The 20,279-nt window shown below is 42.1% G+C and carries 18 protein-coding genes; 17 read left to right on the top strand and 1 reads right to left on the bottom strand.

The genetic code is table 11. The features are described 5' to 3' along the window. Nucleotides 1-44: 44 nt before the first annotated feature. From V7K55_RS13055 to V7K55_RS13015, 9 genes are all read left to right on the top strand, one after another. Nucleotides 45-689 (top strand): DsbA family oxidoreductase, encoded by a 645-nt coding sequence (locus V7K55_RS13055; RefSeq protein WP_334831863.1) that lies wholly within the window; start codon nucleotides 45-47, stop codon nucleotides 687-689. After that, nucleotides 686-1,870, top strand: coding sequence for a 3-dehydroquinate synthase (locus tag V7K55_RS13050; RefSeq protein ID WP_334831861.1), 1,185 nt, complete (start codon nucleotides 686-688; stop codon nucleotides 1,868-1,870). The genes V7K55_RS13055 and V7K55_RS13050 overlap by 4 nt, the downstream gene beginning before the upstream one ends. A gap of 523 nt (nucleotides 1,871-2,393) precedes the next feature. After that, nucleotides 2,394-4,598 carry an anthranilate synthase gene (locus V7K55_RS13045; RefSeq protein WP_334831859.1) on the top strand — a complete coding sequence of 735 codons (2,205 nt, stop codon included), beginning with the start codon at nucleotides 2,394-2,396 and terminating at the stop codon, nucleotides 4,596-4,598. A 59-nt stretch (nucleotides 4,599-4,657) separates the two neighbouring features. Beyond that, nucleotides 4,658-5,491, top strand: coding sequence for an indole-3-glycerol phosphate synthase TrpC (gene trpC / locus V7K55_RS13040; protein ID WP_334831857.1), 834 nt, complete (start codon nucleotides 4,658-4,660; stop codon nucleotides 5,489-5,491). 113 nt (nucleotides 5,492-5,604) lie between these two features. Further along, on the top strand, nucleotides 5,605-6,456 hold the full coding sequence (gene trpA, locus V7K55_RS13035; RefSeq protein WP_334831855.1) for a tryptophan synthase subunit alpha: 852 nt from the start codon (nucleotides 5,605-5,607) through the stop codon (nucleotides 6,454-6,456). Between the two features lie 126 nt (nucleotides 6,457-6,582). Beyond that, nucleotides 6,583-7,812, top strand: coding sequence for a tryptophan synthase subunit beta (gene trpB / locus V7K55_RS13030; RefSeq protein ID WP_334831853.1), 1,230 nt, complete (start codon nucleotides 6,583-6,585; stop codon nucleotides 7,810-7,812). A gap of 60 nt (nucleotides 7,813-7,872) precedes the next feature. Then, entirely contained in the window at nucleotides 7,873-8,961 is a 1,089-nt protein-coding gene (trpD, locus tag V7K55_RS13025; RefSeq protein WP_334831851.1) for an anthranilate phosphoribosyltransferase, read from the top strand. Between the two features lie 341 nt (nucleotides 8,962-9,302). Then, nucleotides 9,303-10,403, top strand: coding sequence for a 3-deoxy-7-phosphoheptulonate synthase (gene aroF / locus V7K55_RS13020; RefSeq protein ID WP_334831849.1), 1,101 nt, complete (start codon nucleotides 9,303-9,305; stop codon nucleotides 10,401-10,403). A 258-nt stretch (nucleotides 10,404-10,661) separates the two neighbouring features. After that, nucleotides 10,662-11,615: a general stress protein gene (locus V7K55_RS13015; protein WP_334831847.1), complete on the top strand. Its 954-nt coding sequence runs from the start codon at nucleotides 10,662-10,664 to the stop codon at nucleotides 11,613-11,615. A gap of 211 nt (nucleotides 11,616-11,826) precedes the next feature. Here the strand turns inward: V7K55_RS13015 and V7K55_RS13010 are convergent, their stop codons facing one another. Further along, entirely contained in the window at nucleotides 11,827-12,027 is a 201-nt protein-coding gene (locus V7K55_RS13010) for a heavy-metal-associated domain-containing protein (RefSeq protein ID WP_334831845.1), read from the bottom strand. A gap of 556 nt (nucleotides 12,028-12,583) precedes the next feature. On the opposite strand from V7K55_RS13010, the gene V7K55_RS13005 reads away from it, so the two are divergent. The 8 genes from V7K55_RS13005 (at nucleotide 12,584) to arsH (ending at nucleotide 20,247) form a co-directional block, all read left to right on the top strand. Then, nucleotides 12,584-12,967, top strand: a complete 384-nt coding sequence (locus tag V7K55_RS13005) for a VOC family protein (protein WP_334831843.1) — start codon at nucleotides 12,584-12,586, stop codon at nucleotides 12,965-12,967. A gap of 31 nt (nucleotides 12,968-12,998) precedes the next feature. Continuing rightward, complete coding sequence (ylqF, locus tag V7K55_RS13000) at nucleotides 12,999-13,880, top strand: ribosome biogenesis GTPase YlqF (RefSeq protein ID WP_334831841.1); 882 nt, start codon at nucleotides 12,999-13,001, stop codon at nucleotides 13,878-13,880. Between the two features lie 829 nt (nucleotides 13,881-14,709). Next, nucleotides 14,710-14,898: a hypothetical protein gene (locus V7K55_RS12995; RefSeq protein ID WP_334831839.1), complete on the top strand. Its 189-nt coding sequence runs from the start codon at nucleotides 14,710-14,712 to the stop codon at nucleotides 14,896-14,898. 138 nt (nucleotides 14,899-15,036) lie between these two features. Continuing rightward, nucleotides 15,037-16,227: an iron-containing alcohol dehydrogenase family protein gene (locus V7K55_RS12990; RefSeq protein WP_334831837.1), complete on the top strand. Its 1,191-nt coding sequence runs from the start codon at nucleotides 15,037-15,039 to the stop codon at nucleotides 16,225-16,227. Further along, nucleotides 16,224-17,456: an aspartate aminotransferase gene (locus V7K55_RS12985; protein ID WP_334831835.1), complete on the top strand. Its 1,233-nt coding sequence runs from the start codon at nucleotides 16,224-16,226 to the stop codon at nucleotides 17,454-17,456. Before V7K55_RS12990 ends, V7K55_RS12985 begins: the two co-directional genes overlap by 4 nt. Nucleotides 17,457-17,802: 346 nt before the next feature. Next, a complete protein-coding gene (locus tag V7K55_RS12980; RefSeq protein WP_334831833.1) occupies nucleotides 17,803-18,126 on the top strand; it encodes an ArsR/SmtB family transcription factor in 324 nt (107 codons plus the stop codon). Between the two features lie 337 nt (nucleotides 18,127-18,463). Then, nucleotides 18,464-19,525 carry an ACR3 family arsenite efflux transporter gene (gene arsB, locus V7K55_RS12975; RefSeq protein WP_334831831.1) on the top strand — a complete coding sequence of 354 codons (1,062 nt, stop codon included), beginning with the start codon at nucleotides 18,464-18,466 and terminating at the stop codon, nucleotides 19,523-19,525. Between the two features lie 65 nt (nucleotides 19,526-19,590). Further along, the gene (gene arsH / locus V7K55_RS12970) at nucleotides 19,591-20,247 is read left to right on the top strand and encodes an arsenical resistance protein ArsH (protein ID WP_334831829.1); all 657 of its coding nucleotides are present in this window, start codon (nucleotides 19,591-19,593) and stop codon (nucleotides 20,245-20,247) included. Nucleotides 20,248-20,279: the final 32 nt, after the last annotated feature.

Here is a 20,279-nt window from a genome sequence, read left to right as displayed (position 1 = left end):
AATTTAGTACAGCCTCATTAAGAAATGGATGAATAAAGAAAAATATGCTGATAGACATTTTTCATGATACTGTTTGCCCTTGGTGCAGAATTGGGAAAAAGCATCTGTTTGATGCACTGGCACAATGGCAAGAACAAGAGGTAAATATCCGATGGCATCCCTTTCTTCTGGATAATACTGTTCCTGCTGAGGGGTACGAATTTCGCGGTTTTATGCAAGATAGAAAAGGGATTAAAGCGGAAGTACTGCAACAGATGTTTGATGCAACGCGACGCGCAGGTGAGGCGGCTGGGGTTAAGCTAGATTTTGACAAAATCCGTTTGGCTGTCAATACTCAGCTTTCTCATCAGCTGATTGCACTTGCACCCGCAAATGTAAAAAATGATGTCGTAGAAGCTATTTATAAAGCTTACTTTGAAGAGGGTTTGAACATTGGAGATATTAACGTTATTGTTGCCATCGGTATAGCATACCAAATGGATGCTACCGAATTAAGATTGCAATTAAATGAGCGTGATGTAGTTGATACGGTTGTTGCTGAATCAACGTTTGCTCGATTAAATAGCATCAATAGCGTGCCGTTTTTCATCATGAATAATCAAGTCAAGGTAAATGCTTCTCGCTCGGTAGAGGTTTTCCTTGAGGCTTTAAATAGTGCTGCACTTTTAGATATACCTGCAAAAATATGATTGTTGATATTAAGCAAAAAAGTAAATTAATTCATCAACGTGTTTCGGTTACTTTTAACTATGAGGTTTACTTCACCCAAAATTTATTTGAGTTGCAAAATCCGACGCTAGCGCAAGTTGTTACAGCAGATGAAGAGACAAAGCCGAAGAAATTAGTTGCGGTGGTAGATGGAGGAATATTAAAGCATCAACCGGAATTGGTGAAGCAATTAGTTGCGTATACCAAGTTTTATGGAGAGGTACTTGCGATCGCAGCTGAACCCATGATAATTTCGGGAGGAGAAGCTGCCAAAAACGATCGCACTTTAGTAGAGCAAATCCAGCAACTCATTGAAACAGCCGGATTATGTCGCCATTCTTATGTGTTAGCGATCGGGGGCGGGGCGGTATTGGATTTGGTAGGATACGCTGCTGCAACTGCTCACCGGGGAATTCGTCTGATTCGGGTTCCGACAACGGTGTTAGCGCAAAATGATTCTGGGGTTGGAGTCAAAAACGGCATCAATGCCTTTGGGAAAAAGAACTTTCTCGGCACATTTGCGCCACCTTATGCAGTTATAAATGACTCTGCATTCTTGACAAGTCTAGATGATCGCGATTGGCGTTCTGGGATTGCAGAAGCTGTAAAAGTGGCACTGATTAAGGATGCTAAGTTTTTTGATTTTATCCATTCTCACAGCAAAGCCCTTGGGCGGCGAGATATGGATGCTATGCAACAGGTTATTTATCGTTGCGCTCAGTTGCATTTAGAACATATTGCCAATAGCGGCGATCCTTTTGAAATGGGTTCGTCTCGTCCCCTAGATTTTGGACATTGGGCGGCTCATAAATTGGAGCATTTGACTAATTATCGCTTGCGTCATGGCGAAGCCGTTGCGATCGGTATTGCTTTGGATAGTACTTATTCTTATTTAATAGGGTTGCTTGATTGTTCAGAATGGCAACGAATATTAAATACTTTGTCGGCGTTGGGTTTCACGTTATATGTCCCAGAACTAGCTCATAAGTTATCACAACTAGAACATCCTGATTGTTTGTTCCGGGGTTTAACTGAGTTCCGCGAACACTTGGGTGGAGAATTGACTTTAACGTTGCTAAAAAGTATTGGAAAAGCAATTGAGGTTCATGAGGTAAATTTGTTGTTGTATAGGCAAGCTATATCACTATTGCGGGAATTTTAGGATCGTAAAACTAGCCCTTTAAAAGTGGGTAAAAATTAGGGTTAATAGTATTTCTCTTTACTCTGTGTCCTCTGCGCCTCTGTGGTTCAATAAATTAATTATAAACCGCAGAGGCACAGAGAACGCTGAGAAATAAAAAGAGATTTTACGAGGCATATTGAAGGGTTAGATTGGATTTTAAAAGTAGAGACATAATACTAAGCATTTAAATAATCTACTACTTTTGATAGAAGCGAATAATTTAAATAGCGCCATAAGTAAAAGTTATGAAAATTAGGATGAAAAACGAAAAAATTGACATTGAATCGAAAAATTATTCAATGTATTATCTGCTTGATATCTAGTACTCTTAAATAAGAAGCGAAAAGTTTTTAATTATCTTTTTTCCAAATAATCCGCAGATTTAAATAGGCTGATTTAGATTGATATCAAATATCCAAGTTGCTATTTATCTATAAACAATTACTAATAACCATTAATAGCTTTCGACCAATGACTAATAAATTTTACAGAGGAATTACCCATGACTTTTAATTCCCGTTCCTACAAAACCCTTGGTGGCGTAATTGTTTCTCGCTCCATCACCGAAGTGAAGATGGACACCGCTCTCGAAGATATTTTATTTCACTTAAATTCTCAGCGTGGCGGCTTGCTAAGAAGCAGCTACGAATATCCAGGCAGATATAAAAGATGGGCAATTGGATTTGTCAATCCCCCATTAGAATTGACTACACAGGAAAATGCTTTCAATTTGATCGCATTGAATGAACGTGGTCAGGTACTTTTACCATTACTATTAGAGTGTTTATCCAACTCAAGCCAACTTGAAAAAGTTACCCTAGACAATAATAATATTGTCGGTTTTGTTAAAGCTAGCAAGAGATTATTTACTGAAGAAGAACGCAGTAAGCAACCTTCAGCATTTACAGTTGTCCGCGAAATTCTACATACTTTCTCTAGCCAAGAAGATGAGCATTTAGGATTGTATGGGGCTTTTGGTTATGACTTAGTTTTTCAGTTTGAACCAATTACCCAACGTCTGGAACGTCCTACAGATCAGCGCGATTTGGTGCTTTATCTCCCTGATGAATTGATAGTTGTTGATTACTATCAACAACGCGCATTTCGTCTACAATATGATTTTGAAACAGCGCACGGTAATACAAAGAATCTGCCTCGAACAGGTGAATCTATTGATTATCGTGGAAAACATCTTCTCCCAAATCAAACTGCTGACCATAAAGTAGGCGAGTATGCGAAAAAAGTTGAGTCTGCACTCGATTATTTCCGCCGAGGTGATTTATTTGAAGTTGTTCCTAGCCAAAACTTTTTTGAAGGCTATGAAGATGAACCCAGTAAACTATTTGAAACTTTAAAGGATATAAATCCTAGTCCTTATGGGTTTATTTTTAATTTAGGTGGAGAATATCTGATTGGCGCATCTCCAGAAATGTTTGTGCGAGTTGAAGGGAAGCGGGTAGAAACTTGTCCTATTAGTGGCACTATTAGCCGGGGACTAGATGCTCTCGATGATGCGGTGCAAATTCGTCATCTACTCAACTCTCACAAAGATGAAGCTGAGTTGACTATGTGTACTGATGTCGATCGCAATGATAAATCCCGAATCTGCGAACCTGGTTCAGTTCAAGTGATTGGTCGTCGCCAAATTGAATTATACAGCCACCTGATTCATACAGTGGATCATGTTGAAGGAACACTGCGATCGCAATTTGATGCCTTAGATGCCTTTCTTTCCCACACTTGGGCGGTTACAGTCACCGGCGCACCCAAAAAAGCCGCAATAGATTTTATTGAACAGAATGAACGTAGCGCCCGCCGTTGGTATGGTGGCGCAGTCGGTTATTTAAATTTCAATGGGAATTTAAATACTGGCTTGATTCTGCGGACAATCCGATTAAAAGATTGCATTGCTGAGGTGCGAGTTGGTGCTACTGTCCTTTATGACTCCATACCCCAAGCAGAAGAACAAGAAACCATTACCAAAGCGGCTGCTTTATTTGAAACAATTCGCCGTGTTAAGCAAAGCAGTCAAAAAATTGATGAATCCAGTTCCATCAAATCAACTAAAATCCTCTCAAGTGCGGCAACTGGCAAACGCATCTTACTAATAGACTATGAAGACTCTTTTGTTCATACATTAGCTAATTACATTCGCCAGACTGGTGCAACCGTTACCACATTACGTCATGGTTTCTCAGAATCGCTATTCGATACAGAACGCCCTGACTTAGTTGTTTTATCTCCTGGGCCTGGTAGACCGAGTGATTTTCGGGTTCCCCAGACTGTCGGGGCGCTTCTTCATCGCAAAATTCCCATTTTTGGAGTTTGTCTAGGGCTGCAAGGCATCGTTGAAGCTTTTGATGGACAATTGGGAGTTCTCAACTATCCTCAACATGGGAAATCTTCACGGATTTTCGTTACCGATTCCGATTCTGTTACCTTCAAGAATTTACCAGAATCCTTTACCGTAGGTAGATATCACTCATTGTTTGCTCTCCCGGAATATTTACCAAAAGAACTGAAAGTGACAGCAATTTCTGATGACAACGTAATTATGGGTATTGAACATCAGACACTTCCCATCGCCGCCGTTCAGTTTCATCCAGAATCAATCATGACTTTAGCGGGAGAAGTCGGTTTGGAAATCATTAAAAATGTCGTGCGGGCATATACTCAGGTTGAAGAGTCATTAGTCATTGGTCATTAGTCATTGGTCATTAGTCATTTGTCAAGAGTAGGAAATTATTGCCCTTCCCTAAGAATTTTATGATTAAGCAAGTTACAACTTCTCGCCATATTCTTGAAGAGATTGTATTGGATAAAAGGCAAGAGGTTGCACAGATGCAGCAAGAACTTCCTTTAGCTTCTTTGCAACAGCAGTTAATTACTGCTCCACCTGTCCGAAATTTCTTAGCTGCTTTACAACAAAATCCTAACCAACCTAGCTTAATTGCTGAGGTAAAAAAGGCATCACCTAGCCGTGGGATTATTCGGGCGGATTTTGACCCAGTAGCGATCGCTCAAGCTTATGAACGAGGTGGTGCAGCTTGTCTATCAGTCCTCACCGATTATAAGTTTTTTCAAGGCAGTTTTGATAATCTGCGGCGTGTGCGATCGCACGTTTCATTACCCCTTCTCTGCAAGGAGTTCATCATTAACCCCTATCAAATTTATTTAGCACGGACAGCAGGCGCAGATGCCGTTTTGTTGATTGCAGCTATATTATCAGACCAAGAACTGCAAAGCTTTTTGCAAGTGATTCATGATTTGGGTATGAATGCACTGGTGGAAGTCCATACTTTGGCTGAACTAGATAGGGTGCTTAAGCTTGACGACTTACGTTTAGTGGGAATCAACAATCGCAATCTAGATGATTTCACGGTTGATTTAGGAATAACACAGCAACTTTTAGCACAGCGTCAGCAATATTTGCAAAATTTGGATATTACTGTCGTCAGCGAGTCTGGATTCTATACACCTGCTGATTTATCTCTTGTTGCGGAAGCTGGTGTGCGTGCGGTTTTAGTCGGCGAGTCTTTAGTTAAACAAAGCGATGTAGAACAAGCTGTGCAGAATCTTTTTCAAAAAATAAAGCTCTAATACTCGACGACGGAGTTCAAAGACTCGTTAACGAAAAATTTAGCGTGGGTATCGCTAATTGCTAAATGTTGATTTTTCTAGAATTATTAACTAATCATTAACTATTTTTCAGAATGACTTCTATCTCATCTAAGTTTCAAACTTTACGCGTTAGCGAAGCTTCTCCGCAGGAGACTCGCCAACAGTGTGCTTTAATCCCCTTTATCACAGCAGGTGATCCTAACTTAGAAACCACTGCCGAAGCTTTACGCATCTTAGATCGCAATGGTGCTGACTTCATCGAGTTAGGCATTCCCTACTCCGATCCTCTCGCAGATGGGCCTGTAATTCAAGCAGCCGCAACTCGCGCTTTACAAAAAGGCACGAAATTAGAGCAAGTATTAGAGATGTTGCAAGCTGTAACTCCTACCTTGAAAGCGCCAATCATTCTATTTACTTATTACAATCCCATTTTGCACCGGGGTATTAAGACATTTTTGGCACAAATTGCTGCTGCTGGGGCGCGAGGCTTGGTAGTGCCAGACTTACCCTTAGAAGAAGCAGAAGAATTAATCCAGACTGCTGCATCTTTTGGGATTGAGGTAATTTTACTTGTAGCTCCTACCAGTTCGAAGGATAGGATTTTAGCGATCGCTCGTCAATCTCAGGGTTTTATCTATCTGGTAAGTGTTACAGGTGTTACAGGTATCCGCGCTCAAATCCAAGACCGCGTAAAAGATTTAATTACCGACTTGCGAAGCGTCACCGATAAACCTATCGGAGTTGGTTTTGGTATTTCCGGGTCAGAACAAGCGCATCAAGTAATGGCATGGGGAGCAGATGCCGTGATTGTTGGTAGTGCCTTTGTCAAACGGTTAGCTGAAGGTAGCCCAACCGAAGGACTACAAGCAGTAGAAAAGCTTTGTCGAGAACTCAAAGCAGCAATTACCCCAGTATCCCTGCAACAAGTTGGTTCGGCTAAGTAAAAAACCTCTTTCTTCTCTCTGTGCCCTCTGCGCCTCTGTGGTTCGATAAAAAATAACGAACCGCAGAGGCACAGAGAACACAGAGGAAATTCGAAAATATATTTGAACGTAAAAGGATTTTAACCAGTGGTAAGCATACAAGACATCAAGACTGCAACTATCCAACCAGATTCTTTAGGCAGATTTGGCAGATTCGGCGGTAAATATGTCCCCGAAACCTTAATGCCCGCATTAAGTGAATTAGAAGCAGCATTTCATCAATATCGCGACGAGCCGAGTTTCCAAGCAGAACTGCAAAACTTACTGCGCGATTATGTAGGACGACCCAGCCCATTATATTTTGCCGAACGCCTGACAACAAACTACGCTAGACCAGATGGCACAGGGCCGCAAATTTATTTAAAGCGTGAAGATTTAAATCATACAGGCGCTCACAAAATTAATAATGCTTTAGCTCAAGTATTACTCGCTAAACGCATGGGTAAGCAACGGATTATTGCCGAGACAGGCGCAGGACAACACGGCGTAGCGACTGCAACTGTATGTGCGCGGTTTGGTTTGAAATGCGTAATTTACATGGGCATCCACGATATGGAACGCCAATCTTTAAATGTCTTCCGCATGAAATTAATGGGGGCTGAAGTTCGTCCAGTAGAAGCAGGTACGGGAACTCTCAAGGATGCAACTTCTGAAGCCATTCGAGATTGGGTAACTAATGTAGAAACAACCCATTACATCTTGGGTTCAGTTGCCGGGCCTCATCCCTACCCGATGATTGTCCGTGACTTCCACGCGGTAATTGGCGTAGAAACTCGCGCTCAGTCCCAGGAAAAATGGGGAGGATTACCAGATATTTTACTGGCTTGCGTGGGTGGAGGTTCCAATGCGATTGGATTATTCAATGAATTTGTGCATGAATCTTCCGTGCGTCTCATTGGAGTCGAAGCGGCAGGTGAAGGTGTAGATACAGAAAAACACGCTGCTACCTTGACAAAAGGAAAAATAGGTGTATTGCATGGTGCAATGAGCTATTTACTGCAAGATGATGATGGTCAAGTTATCGAAGCTCATTCAATTAGTGCCGGGTTAGATTATCCCGGCGTTGGCCCTGAGCATAGTTATTTAAAGGATCTTGGTCGCGCCGAATATTACAGTGTGACTGATAAGCAAGCATTAGATGCATTTCAAAGACTCTCGCAACTAGAAGGAATTATCCCAGCTTTGGAAACTGCTCATGCGATCGCATATCTCGAAACCCTTTGCCCTCAGTTAGAAGGCAATCCCCGCATTGTCATCAATTGTTCCGGCAGAGGTGACAAGGATGTGCAAACAGTCGCCAAATTCCTGATTCCTTAATTTGTCATTTGTCCTTTGTAAATCACCAATGACCGATGACCAATGACCAATGACTAAATTATGATAGCTGTAACTCAAATTCCACCTGAAATCCTCGTTACTCCTGAGTTCTACAACTGGCCAGCGTTATTGCAACAGTTGTTAAATCGGCAATCGTTGACGGTTTCCCAAGCTACAGATTTGATGCAAGGTTGGCTCACAGATGCCATTCCCCATGTCCTATCAGGAGCAATTTTAGCCGCAATCCAAGCCAAAGGTGTCTCCGCCCAAGAATTAGTCGGCATGGCCACCGTCTTACAATCCCAATCCCCAGTACCCAGTACCCAGTCCCCAATCCCTCTAATTGACACCTGTGGAACTGGTGGAGATGGCGCTTCAACCTTTAATATCTCGACTGCTGTCGCTTTTGTTGCCGCCGCTGCTGGGGTAAAGGTTGCCAAACATGGCAATCGTTCAGCATCTAGCAAGACTGGTTCGGCTGATGTACTAGAAGCGTTGGAGATAAATCTCAACGCCACTCCTGAGAAAGTACAAGCCGCAGTGGGTGAAGTGGGAATCACCTTTTTGTTTGCTCCCGGTTGGCATCCTGCACTCAAAGCGATCGCTATTTTGCGAAAAACTTTGAAAGTGCGGACTGTTTTTAACTTACTCGGCCCGCTAGTGAATCCGATGCGGCCGACAGGGCAAATTATTGGTGTGAACGATCCGCTTTTACTAGAAGAAATTGTTCAAGCTTTATCGCAATTGGGATGTCAGCAAGCGATCGCAGTTCATGGACGCGAACGTTTAGATGAAGCTGGTTTAGCGGATGTCACGGACTTGGCTGTACTCCAAGATAAAAAGGTGCGTTCTCTAACGCTGAACCCTCAAGAACTTGGTTTGAGTTTTGCCCCAACTGCGGCGTTGCATGGTGGAGATGTCCAAGAAAATGCCGAAATCTTGAAGGCAGTTCTTCAAGGTAAAGGTACGCAAGCGCAGCAAGATGTTGTCGCTTTAAATACAGCCTTAGCCCTGCAAGTTGGTGAAGCCATTCATGGGGAAACAGATATTTTAGTTGGTTGTGTTAAAGGTATTGTCCTTGCTAAGGAAATTCTGCAAAGCGGCGCGGCTTGGACAAAACTAGAACAACTTGCTGAATTTTTGCGCTAGACGAATCTCTCCCACCCAGCCTGACTCTTCTACGAGGCTACGATTTACAGACAAGTTTTCTAAAGCTGCCTTATACAGCACTTCCCGAAGTTATGAGGTACACTAATTGATCGAATTACCGTTTGCCTGTGCTAATAGCATTCCAAGTATCTGTACCTCATAGCAGCAGGAAGTGCTGTATCTTTGACCTGCAATGCCAATGCATCGACCTGCAATGTTAATGCATTGACCTGCAATGTTAATGCATCGACTTGCAATGCCAATACGTTGACCTGCAATGCCAATGCATTGACTTGCAATGATTAATTTTTACACCCACAAACTATACACAAGGAAAACAGATGATTATCATACTTAAAAACGGTACACCGGCTGAAGAAATTACCCGCATCAGCCAAGAACTGAGTGAAACTTGGAAAGTCACAGTAGAAAAAAGCATTGGCACTCATAAAGTTGTACTAGGGCTAATTGGCGATACCACTAGCATCGATAAATTACAGGTTCAAGAATTCAACCCTTGGATTGAGCAAGTATTACGAGTGCAACAACCTTTCAAGCGGGTAAGCCGAGAATTCCGACATGGAGAAGCTAGCGAGGTTGTCGTACCTACACCCAACGGTGATGTCTATTTCGGCGAACATCATCCAATCGTAATCGTAGCTGGGCCTTGTTCCGTTGAAAATGAAGCGATGATTGTCGAAACAGCAAAGCGCGTCAAGGCAGCAGGAGCGCAATTTCTCCGTGGTGGAGCCTACAAACCCCGCACTTCACCTTATGCCTTTCAAGGTTATGGTGAAAGCGCTTTAGATTTATTAGCAGCAGCGCGGGAAGCTACTGGTTTGGGTATTGTCACAGAATTGATGGATGCTGCGGATTTATCAGCAGTGGCGAGAACAGCTGACATCATCCAAATCGGAGCGCGAAATATGCATAACTTTTCGTTACTGAAAAAGGTAGGCGCTCAAGATAAACCTGTGCTGCTGAAGCGGGGGATGTCTGCCACAATTGACGAGTGGTTGATGGCAGCAGAATATATTTTGGCATCTGGAAATCCAAATGTAATTCTTTGTGAGCGGGGAATCAGAACCTTTGATGGCAAATATGCCCGCAATACTTTAGATTTATCTGTGCTTCCGGTATTGCGATCGCTAACCCATTTACCGATTATGATCGATCCTAGTCATGGTACTGGTAGGTCAGAATATGTTCCATCAATGGCAATGGCTGCGATCGCAGCTGGTACAGATGCCTTGATGATTGAAGTCCACCTCAATCCCGCAAAAGCTCTATCTGACGGGCCTCAATCTCTCACCCCTGATAAATTTGACCGCTTAGTTCAAGAGATGTCAATTCTAGGCAAAGTAGTCGATCGCTGGCCTACACCTGCATTTGATAGCATAAATGACAAGCGCATTCTCTTCACCCCAGAACTATCAAAATAGACAGAGTGTAATCTCAGCTAATTTTTTATGAATGGCTAAACCCGATCAACAGATTTTTTAAACAAGAGAATCCGTTGGTCGGGTTTTCATCGCGTCTGATTATTGTAGAGACGGCGATTCATCGCGTCTCTTACCTTAACCGTAATGATTTTTATTACTTAGGATAGTTTCGAGTTAAATAAAGTAGTATTTAAAATTACAGGTAATAAAAAACTAGATTTATGGGAAATTAATTTCCCCTGCTATTAAGGAGTAATAATGGCTTTAAGTCAAAATCAACGTGCTATAGGCGTATTTACTCATCGTCGAGATGCAGAACAGGCGTTACATGAGTTGAGAGATTCTGGCTTGGCGATGGAAAAAGTATCTGTAGTTGTACAGAATGCAGAGCGCAATCATCAGATTACCGATGATGAAATTAAAGAGCGCACTGGTGATAAAGCCGACGAAGGTGCAACAGTAGGAGGACTTTCAGGGGGCGCGGTTGGCGGCTTGACCGGTTTATTAGTAGGTCTTGGGACTTTAGCAATCCCTGGAGTTGGGCCAATAATGCTGGCTGGCGCGGCTGCAACTGCTTTGGTTACAACCCTTGTTGGTGCAAGTATTGGTGCTGCTACTGGGACTTTTGCTGGTGCGCTAGTTGGTTGGGGAATATCCGAAGAGCAAGCTAAAGCATATAACGAGCGAGTAGAGCATGGACATTATTTCATCATCGTGGATTGCACATCTTTTGAAATTGCTAAAGTAGAAGCAATCCTACACCGTTGGGGTATTGAAGAGTTTGGTATTTACGAGCCTCTCAATAGTGAGCAATTACCTACAAATTATCTACCCACGACAACTTCCACTCCTAATATAAGTGGGATTTTGAGCAAATATGCGATTAGTTGCTTTGATAACATAGATAATGTTGAAGTCGCAATTACCGATATGTATGTCGCAGGTTTTTCAGCCAATCAAATGTCTTTAATTTGCAAAGACTTTTCTCAATTGATTGGGTTAACTGGTATTAATTTAAGTGAGCGTTTTGACGCGATAAGGCTAGGAATAGCAGATGAATGGGCACGCTTTTACAACGAGCAAATTGCTCAAGGCAATTACATATTTATCCTTAGTGGCACAGACAAAGAGCTTGATCAGGCTAGCTTGATTTTGAGCAACTCTGGTGTTCAGGAATGTCAAATTTATGACCCCATGCTAATCCGTTCTTGACTTAAAAATATTACCGCAAAATTTAATACCTTTGTCGGAGCAAACAAATATACGCTAACACTGTATCTGTTGCAGCTTATAACTCAAGCGTGTCAGAAGAGGAAAATACTCTTTATTAATATTCTGCCCGGAAACCGGGCGAATATATGACTAAGCAATTGTGCTGGCTAAATTACTTCATCTAAATCTGCTCAGAAATTTAGAAGTAAAATTAATAGCCTTCTATTGTAAAACCAGCAGATTGAATTATCTGTTTAATAGATTCTTCAGAAGCCGCAGTATCTACAGTTACAGTTTTAGCACCAACGTTCACATCTACTTTGGCATCAGATTCCATAGTCAAAATAGATTTAGTTATTTTCTTGGCACACTCATCGCCTTTAATATTCGGAACTTTAAATTTAATTGCCATTACTTAACCTCATTCCTTTGACTGGAACTTCTATTTCATAAATATAATAACGATTTAGATAATGAACGCACATCTTACTTTAGTAAGGGAATTGAGCATCCCAGAGATAGTAATAAATAATAGCTATACTTGAATTATTTTGGAGAAATTTTTTAGGTAGTGAGATGAAATAAAATGCCAAAACCTATAAGGTTATTTATGAAAATCCACTGACTTCTAAAAACCCGCTCTTTTCGTTTGTTCTAAAGACTCCACTAGACATTGCAGATTGTCCTATAGGCGTTCTTGTTGTTCTCGCAGCACTACCTGAACATCCAAGCATCTATACGTAAGTAACACAACTCTTTTATCTGTAGTTTTTAACTTCTTTTTATCTTTCAGATACTTGTGCCAAATTTTCACAACATATATATATTCAAAAAACAGCTATCTTGTGGCATATATCTACTGTGGAGCGGAAGCAGTGATTAGCTGAGAATTTAGAAATATGTGAAACGATCGCTGCGATCGCATTTAGACAAAGTTGAGTCAAAACTTCAAAGGGCGATAGGCAAATATGGTTTTTCAGTACACTAACGCATTTGTCACCATAGCGTCGGTTAATTGCGAGAATTTAGTAAATTTCTATACTAAATTCCTGGAGCAAAAGCCAGTTATTTTGATTCCGAATGTCTATGCTGAGTTTAATTTGCTTGGTATGCAATTAGGTATTTTTAAACCCAAGAACACAAACGAATCGGAATTTGAAGCTGTCACCAAAAGTAAGATCGGTTTGTGTTTAGAGGTGAGTAACTTAGAAGATGCGATCGCTCACTTAACAGCTTTAGGCTATCCACCACCAGGAGATATTTCCATTGCTTCCCACGGGAGAGAAATTTATGCCTATGACCCTGATGGTAATCGGATTATTCTACATCAAGCCCCAGTGAACGATAATTGATAAGTAATAATAATTTATTTGGTAATTTACTGTGGCTATAACTCAAAACTATAGATTAAACCTGATTCAATGGTATCCAGGTCACATTGCTAAGGCTGAAAAGAAGCTTAAAGAACAGCTAAAGCGCGTAGATGTGGTATTTGAGGTACGAGACGCACGGATTCCCTTAGCGACTCACCATCCCCAAATAGGTGAATGGGTGGAGGGTAAGACACGGGTGTTGATCTTGAACCGAGTAGATATGATTACGCCGCAAATGCGATCGCTGTGGATAGATTGGTTTAAACGTCAAGGAGAAGTCCCTTATTTTACCAATGCTCAACATGGTAAAGGTATAGCAGAAGTAGCGCGAGCCGCGCAAGCCGCCGGAGTAGAACTCAATCAAAGAAGAAGCGATCGCGGAATGTTACCCCGTCCAGTCCGGGCTGTGGTAATTGGTTTTCCCAATGTCGGTAAATCAGCTTTAATTAACCGCCTCTTGGGACGGCGAGTAGTGGAAAGTGCAGCCCGTCCTGGGGTAACTCGCCAACTGCGTTGGGTGCGAATTTCTGAACATTTAGAATTGCTAGATGCTCCTGGTGTCATCCCTCTAAGATTAGAAGATCAAGACGCAGCATTGAAATTAGCCATTTGTGATGATATTGGTGAAGCATCTTATGATAACCAACTAGTAGCAGCAGCCCTAGTGGATTTATTCAACTATTTGGAAGCTGTAACTACAGATTTGTTACCCAAAAAACCATTACAGTCCCGTTACAAACTCGATTCGACATCCGACACCGGAGATACTTATTTACACGCCTTGGCGGAGCATCGTTACAAAGGTGATGTAGAGCGAGCCGCAAGACAACTTTTAACAGATTTTCGCAAAGGCTTGTTGGGTGAAATGAGTTTGGAATTACCTCCCAACTAGATTACAAGCATTCTCAAGCCGTTTTTGAGTAGCAGATGAGTAGTATTCAAAAATCTGGACATTCTGCTTTGGTGACATCTGGATGGCAGTAGTACCTCAAAACTGTTTGGACGTTATCCCCGATCCAGTAAGCCACCTTTTCTGGTGATGCCCCAGAAGCGATCGCCCAAGTAGCGAAAGTATGGCGAGTGCTATAAGCCTTTAGGTAGGGAATTATGCCCTGGTCAGCTAATTCTGTTACGACACCGCTATAGCGATACCCGCCGGCATCGTGGGCCCGCCAGCATTTATCTAAAATGTTTAAATTCAGCCTTTGCCCGGTCGTGCTTTTGAAAATCAGTTCTTTCGGATCTAGGGAATGGCTATTCTTGGCTATCTAGTGCAACAACCCGCAGTCGGTGAGTAGCCACAAGCACCATCGCCCCAAAAATAACTCTCTGGGGATTCCCATTAAGGGGCTGCAAGTAAATTCTAAATATTAGGGAGATAAAGGGGTGGTTACGAACCCCCCCCTTTATTTTTTGTATTATTAAAAAATTGAAGGAGATTTTTAGGTAGGGGCAATTCATGAATTACCCCTACTGTGTGGTTAAAAATTATTCAAATTTGAGAGATCCGTCGATATTGGTAATGTGTTCATTAAGACAGAATTGGGATCAGATCCTGTATCATAATCCCTCTGCTAACGGTGTTTGAGACGTGCTAACGCTGGATATGCCGCGAGCAATGAGAATCTTTGACTGTCAAAAGTTGTAGAATCAGTCTAGATAAGGACAGGAACACAGTACAAAACCTAGAAAAACTGCTACTTTAGGTATTTAAAATACGGATGGCTAAACCGTGTCTGGACGCAGAGGGAACTGATATGCCGACTCCACCTGATGAAACGTCAAAGAAAGGAAGGATGTCCAGAGTTGATGTAGCAATGGTAATGTTAATTAATCATACGGTTATTCAAAACTTTGATAGTTCGGAATTTCAGGCTAATGGACATCACAAATTCAAGCAACGTCGTTAAATTACTTAAGCAGTTGGCGATTAGATCGGTTAAAACCTAGTTTAGTCAGATGCAAGTTTGTTGCCATAAAGCAACAACTATAACTCGTTGCAAGTCTATTAGATTAAGAAATATCAGGGTTTTGGCAAACTAGATTATATGTCTAATCAACTTTCTACTCAAACTTCTTTGTCTACTCAAACCTCTAGTGCATTATTTACGCTCATAGTCGCCCCAGCAAAAGTAATCCGTGGTTCTGGGGTGTTACCAGCCGCCGCAGCAGAGATCGCCTGTTTGGGAAGTCGTCCCTTAATTGTGGGGGGTGAGTCTACTCTCGCCATCAGCCGAAAAAATTTGCAACCAATTTTAGAAACGCAACAGTTACATTCTGCTCTAGCTTCTTATGGTGCAGATTGCTGCGAAGCTAGCCTAAAATCTTTACAGAAGAAGGCAAAAGAACATAAAGCTAATGTAATTGTCGGTGTTGGTGGCGGAAAAGCCTTAGACACAGCGAAATTACTCGCACAGCAGTTGCAGTTACCAGTGGTGACAATTCCGACATCAGGGGCTACCTGTGCAGCTTGGAGTGCTTTATCAAATGTATATTCGGAAGATGGAGCATTTCTCTACGATGTAGGACTATCTCGTTGTCCCGATTTACTAATACTTGATTACGACTTGATTAAAACTGCGCCACAACGGACTTTAGTAGCTGGAATTGGTGATGCGATCGCAAAATGGTACGAAGCCTCAGTTAGCAGTGGGCATTTGCAAGACACTTTAATTATTGCTGCGGTGCAACAAGCGCGAGTTTTGCGAGATATCCTTTTGCAAAAGTCAGCCGCCGCCTTGAATGAACCAGGTAGTGAAGTTTGGCGAGAAGTCGTAGACGCAACTGTTTTATTAGCTGGGGTAGTTGGGGGACTTGGAGGGGCGCAATGTCGCACAGTTGCAGCCCATGCCGTGCATAATGGTTTAACTCATATTTCAGGACATGGCAGTATTCATGGCGAAAAAGTTGCTTTTGGGATTTTGGTGCAACTGCGTTTAGAAGAAATGCTACAAGGCAATCAACTAGCAGCATCAGCACGGCAACAGTTGTTAAAGTTCTACACAGAAATTGGACTACCCCAAAAATTAAGTGATTTGGGATTGGGCAATATTACATTAGGGGAGTTGCAAACATCTGCCGATATTGCTTTAGTTCCTAATTCTGATATCCATCGACTACCCTTTAAAGTCGCGCCAGAACAGTTGATGGCGGCAATGGTTTCCACCACTGCACCTATAGATAGTAAAGACACTACAAATCGAGTTTCGCCCAAGGGAATCAGTGACGAGGTTTTATGAGTTTAAATTGGATTGTCCCAGCAGAACGCATACAAAAACTACCACCTTATGTATTTGCCCGTTTAGATGAACTAAAAGCTAAAGCACGGGAACAAGGGTTAGATTTAATTGATTTGGGTATGGGAAACCCCGATGGTGCAACGCCAGCACCAGTTGTAGAAGCTGCGATCGCCGCTTTAAAAGATCCCGCCAATCACGGTTATCCACCCTTTGAAGGGACTGCTAGTTTTCGCCGTGCCATCACCAACTGGTATCATCGCCGTTATGGTGTGGTTCTCGATCCTGATAGTGAAGCCTTGCCATTGCTGGGTTCTAAAGAAGGATTAACCCATCTAGCACTAGCCTACGTTAATCCTGGCGATTTAGTTCTGGTTCCTTCCCCCGCTTATCCCGCCCATTTTCGCGGCCCAGCGATCGCAGGTGGCAAAATCCACAGCTTGATTCTCAAACCAGAAAATGACTGGTTAATTGATTTAGCTGCCATTCCTGACGAAGTTGCAAGACAAGCTAAAATTCTCTACTTCAACTATCCCAGCAATCCCACTGCTGCCACAGCCCCCCGCGAATTCTTTGAAGAAATCGTCGCCTTCGCCCGCAAATATGAAATTTTGCTGGTGCATGATTTATGTTATGCCGAGTTAGCTTTTGATGGTTATCAACCCACTAGCTTGCTAGAAATTCCCGGCGCAAAAGATATTGGTGTGGAATTTCACACCTTATCTAAAACCTACAATATGGCTGGTTGGCGCGTTGGGTTTGTGGTGGGAAATCGCCATGTAATTCAAGGTTTACGGACACTAAAAACTAACTTGGATTACGGCATTTTTGCTGCTTTGCAAACAGCAGCCGAAACCGCTTTACAGTTGCCAGATGTGTATTTGCACGAGGTACAACAACGTTATCGTACCCGCCGCGATTTCCTCATTGATGGGTTAGGAGAGTTGGGTTGGGATATCCCCAAAACCAAGGCGACAATGTATCTTTGGGTGAAGTGTCCTGTGGGCATGGGTTCCACTGATTTTGCCCTAAACGTGTTGCAGCAAACTGGTGTTGTTCTTACCCCAGGTAACGCTTTTGGGGTAGCGGGTGAGGGTTATGTACGCATTAGTTTGATTGCAGATTGCGATCGCTTGGGTGAAGCCTTACACCGCTTCAAGCAAGCAGGTATCCGCTATCAACCTGAAAGCGTAGTTTCTGCTTCAGAAGCGATCGCCGATCTCGTTAGTTGAATAGAGGAAATAAACCCAACATCACATGACTAAAATTTTGGCTGATGATGTTTGATGTCATGTAAAAAAGTAGAGATAGTTAAAAACAAAATTTTCCTATAATCCTATAGGACTCATATTTGATTTTTGAAAAGAGATGTAGTGGCGTGGCAAGCCTAAAGTTGTGCATTAGCGACAAAGCAAAAAATATTGATTTATCTCAATTTTCTCTAAAATCTATTGCAACATTTTAGCCTTGCCGCGCCACTACATCTACTTAGATTGACGACATGCTACGCACCTAAGCTCTAGTTTCTAGTTCACAATAGAGTTAGTTAGTTAGCATACCCTTATCAAACTGTAATTGATGCTCACCTCCTCAGCCACCATTCCTCATCTAATTGCTGCTGGCTTTCACGCCCTTTCTGATCCCCTCAGAATTAGTGTGCTGGAACTCTTAAGACAGCGAGAACTATGTGTATGTGATTTATGCGAAGCCTTGGGGGTAAGTCAGTCAAAACTATCTTTTCACCTGAAAACCCTCAAGGAAGCTGGCTTAGTTAACTCCCGTCAGGAAGGACGCTGGATTTATTACAGTTTAAATTTGCCTCAATTTAGCGTTTTAGAACTGTATTTGGCAGATTTTAGTCACAATAGCGTAATTTCATCTGCCCATCCCTGCTGCGATTAGGGATAAGTTTATCAATCTTCAGGCAACTGTCTAACTGCTTGACTGAGCAATAGAGATGTTTTTAATTTGGTGGAATACATTAGGGGCGCACAGATAGATATGCGCCCCTAAAAACTATTGCCCACAAAGGAAAAACACTATTCATCAATTTTTTTTGATATATATTGATATCTGGTGCTATGCTTTATATTGACACATCAAGTTTTCTTGAAATGATATACGCATACATTCAAAATTACCTATAAGAGTGAGGTCAAGGAACGTCTAAGTAATTATCCAAACCAACCAACTTGTTCATTATGAAATTTGAAATTATGTAAGCTGTATGAACTCTGTAATGAGCAAAAAAACTTCAAAACGCCTCTCTTTTATTGACCGCTTCCTGACCTTATGGATTTTTTTAGCAATGGCTCTTGGTGTTGGTCTAGGCTGTTTCTTTCCTGGAATAGAAGTCTTTATCAATCAGTTTCAAGTAGGGGCAACCAATATACCAATTGCCATCGGGTTAATTCTGATGATGTACCCGCCTCTAGCTAAGGTGCGATATGAAGAGTTGGGGGATGTATTTCGTAACGGAAAAATTCTTGGTGTGTCACTACTTCAGAATTGGATCATTGGGCCAATTTTGATGTTTGCTCTGGCGACTATTTTTTTACACGGTTATCCAGAATACATGACGGGATTGATTCTGATTGGATTAGCCCGGTGTATTGCAATGGTAGTTGTGTGGAGTGACTTGGCGCGAGGCAATACAGAATACACGGCTGGATTGGTTGCCTTCAACAGCATCTTTCAAGTTATCTTTTATAGTCCTTATGCCTGGTTTTTCATCACAGTACTGCCGCCAATTTTTGGCTTACAAGGTAGTGTTGTGAATGTCAGCATTGCCGAGATTGCCAAAAGTGTGTTTATCTATCTCGGTATTCCCTTTTTAGCTGGATTTTTCACTCGTTTTTTCTTAGTAAAGGTGAAAAGCAAACAGTGGTATCACGAGGAATTTGTGCCTAAAATCAGCCCGATTACGCTGATTGCTCTGTTATTTACAATCGTGGTTATGTTCAGCTTGAAAGGGAATTTGATCGTTCAGATACCCTTAGATGTGGTAAAGATTGCAATTCCGATGATCGTCTACTTCATCATCATGTTTGTGGTCAGCTTTTACATGGCTTGGCGGGTTAAGACGGACTATTCTAGAGCCGTAAGTGTAGCTTTTACATCGGCAGGAAATAATTTTGAACTTGCGATCGCAGTGGCAATTGCCGTGTTTGGCATTAATTCGGGTGTTGCTTTTGCTGCCGTTGTCGGGCCTCTGGTGGAAGTGCCTGTGTTGATTGGTCTGGTTAATGTTGCCTTCTGGTTTGAAAAACGTTATTTCACAACACCTGAATCGAGAACCTGATACTTGCAAGAGTTGGCAGGGAAGTAAGTATTTATATTTAGCCACAACCTAGCTTTTATTACACAATGATCTTCGATCGCAAACCGAGAATTTTAATTCTATACGGTTCTCTCCGAGAGCGTTCATACAGCCGACTACTGGCTGAAGAAGCCGCAAGGATTATTCAAGAATTTGGTGCAGAAGTGCAGTTTTTCAATCCTGGGGAATTACCCATTTATGGCAGTGTGCCAGATACTCATCCCAAGGTACAGGAATTACGGGAATTGAGCATCTGGTCTGAGGGGCAAGTGTGGTCTTCTCCTGAGATGCACGGTAATATTACTGGCATTATGAAAAACCAAATTGACTGGATTCCTTTAACTTTAGGAGCAGTCAGACCGACTCAAGGCAAAACCTTAGCAATCATGCAGGTTAGCGGTGGTTCTCAATCTTTTAACGCCGTTAATACGCTACGAATTTTGGGGCGGTGGATGCGAATGTTTACAATTCCCAATCAGTCTTCAGTAGCGAAAGCTTACCAAGAGTTTAACGAAGATGGGACGATGAAAGATTCACCTTACCGCGATCGCGTCATTGACGTTATGGAAGAACTTTACAAATTTACGCTGCTATTGCGCGATCGGGTTGATTACTTAACAGACCGCCACAGCGAACGGAAAGAAAAAACAGCACAAGAAATCGCTAGAGTTGCCAATAGTGCGCTTGAAGTGAATGCCAATTAAGGTTTATCAGATTTTTATTCTGTCAACAATTA

It is taken from the genome of Nostoc sp., assembly GCF_036919895.1.
Taxonomy (GTDB): Bacteria; Cyanobacteriota; Cyanobacteriia; order Cyanobacteriales; family Nostocaceae; genus Nostoc.
Note: the sequence above shows the minus strand (reverse complement) of the source record. Positions and strands in the feature narration are given on the sequence as shown.

Bases quoted from the DNA above. Each gene is read 5' to 3' on its own strand.
- trpC (WP_334831857.1), top strand. From the start codon at position 4,658: ATGATTAAGCAAGTTACAACTTCTCGCCATATTCTTGAAGAGATTGTA.
- V7K55_RS13015 (WP_334831847.1), top strand. From the start codon at position 10,662: ATGGCTTTAAGTCAAAATCAACGTGCTATAGGCGTATTTACTCATCGT.
- V7K55_RS12990 (WP_334831837.1), top strand. From the start codon at position 15,037: ATGTCTAATCAACTTTCTACTCAAACTTCTTTGTCTACTCAAACCTCT.
- trpA (WP_334831855.1), top strand. From the start codon at position 5,605: ATGACTTCTATCTCATCTAAGTTTCAAACTTTACGCGTTAGCGAAGCT.
- V7K55_RS12995 (WP_334831839.1), top strand. From the start codon at position 14,710: ATGGCTAAACCGTGTCTGGACGCAGAGGGAACTGATATGCCGACTCCA.
- trpD (WP_334831851.1), top strand. From the start codon at position 7,873: ATGATAGCTGTAACTCAAATTCCACCTGAAATCCTCGTTACTCCTGAG.
- V7K55_RS13045 (WP_334831859.1), top strand. From the start codon at position 2,394: ATGACTTTTAATTCCCGTTCCTACAAAACCCTTGGTGGCGTAATTGTT.
- V7K55_RS12980 (WP_334831833.1), top strand. From the start codon at position 17,803: ATGCTCACCTCCTCAGCCACCATTCCTCATCTAATTGCTGCTGGCTTT.
- V7K55_RS13010 (WP_334831845.1), bottom strand. From the start codon at position 12,027: ATGGCAATTAAATTTAAAGTTCCGAATATTAAAGGCGATGAGTGTGCC.
- V7K55_RS13050 (WP_334831861.1), top strand. From the start codon at position 686: ATGATTGTTGATATTAAGCAAAAAAGTAAATTAATTCATCAACGTGTT.
- V7K55_RS13005 (WP_334831843.1), top strand. From the start codon at position 12,584: ATGGTTTTTCAGTACACTAACGCATTTGTCACCATAGCGTCGGTTAAT.
- arsB (WP_334831831.1), top strand. From the start codon at position 18,464: ATGAGCAAAAAAACTTCAAAACGCCTCTCTTTTATTGACCGCTTCCTG.
- V7K55_RS13055 (WP_334831863.1), top strand. From the start codon at position 45: ATGCTGATAGACATTTTTCATGATACTGTTTGCCCTTGGTGCAGAATT.
- arsH (WP_334831829.1), top strand. From the start codon at position 19,591: ATGATCTTCGATCGCAAACCGAGAATTTTAATTCTATACGGTTCTCTC.
- aroF (WP_334831849.1), top strand. From the start codon at position 9,303: ATGATTATCATACTTAAAAACGGTACACCGGCTGAAGAAATTACCCGC.
- V7K55_RS12985 (WP_334831835.1), top strand. From the start codon at position 16,224: ATGAGTTTAAATTGGATTGTCCCAGCAGAACGCATACAAAAACTACCA.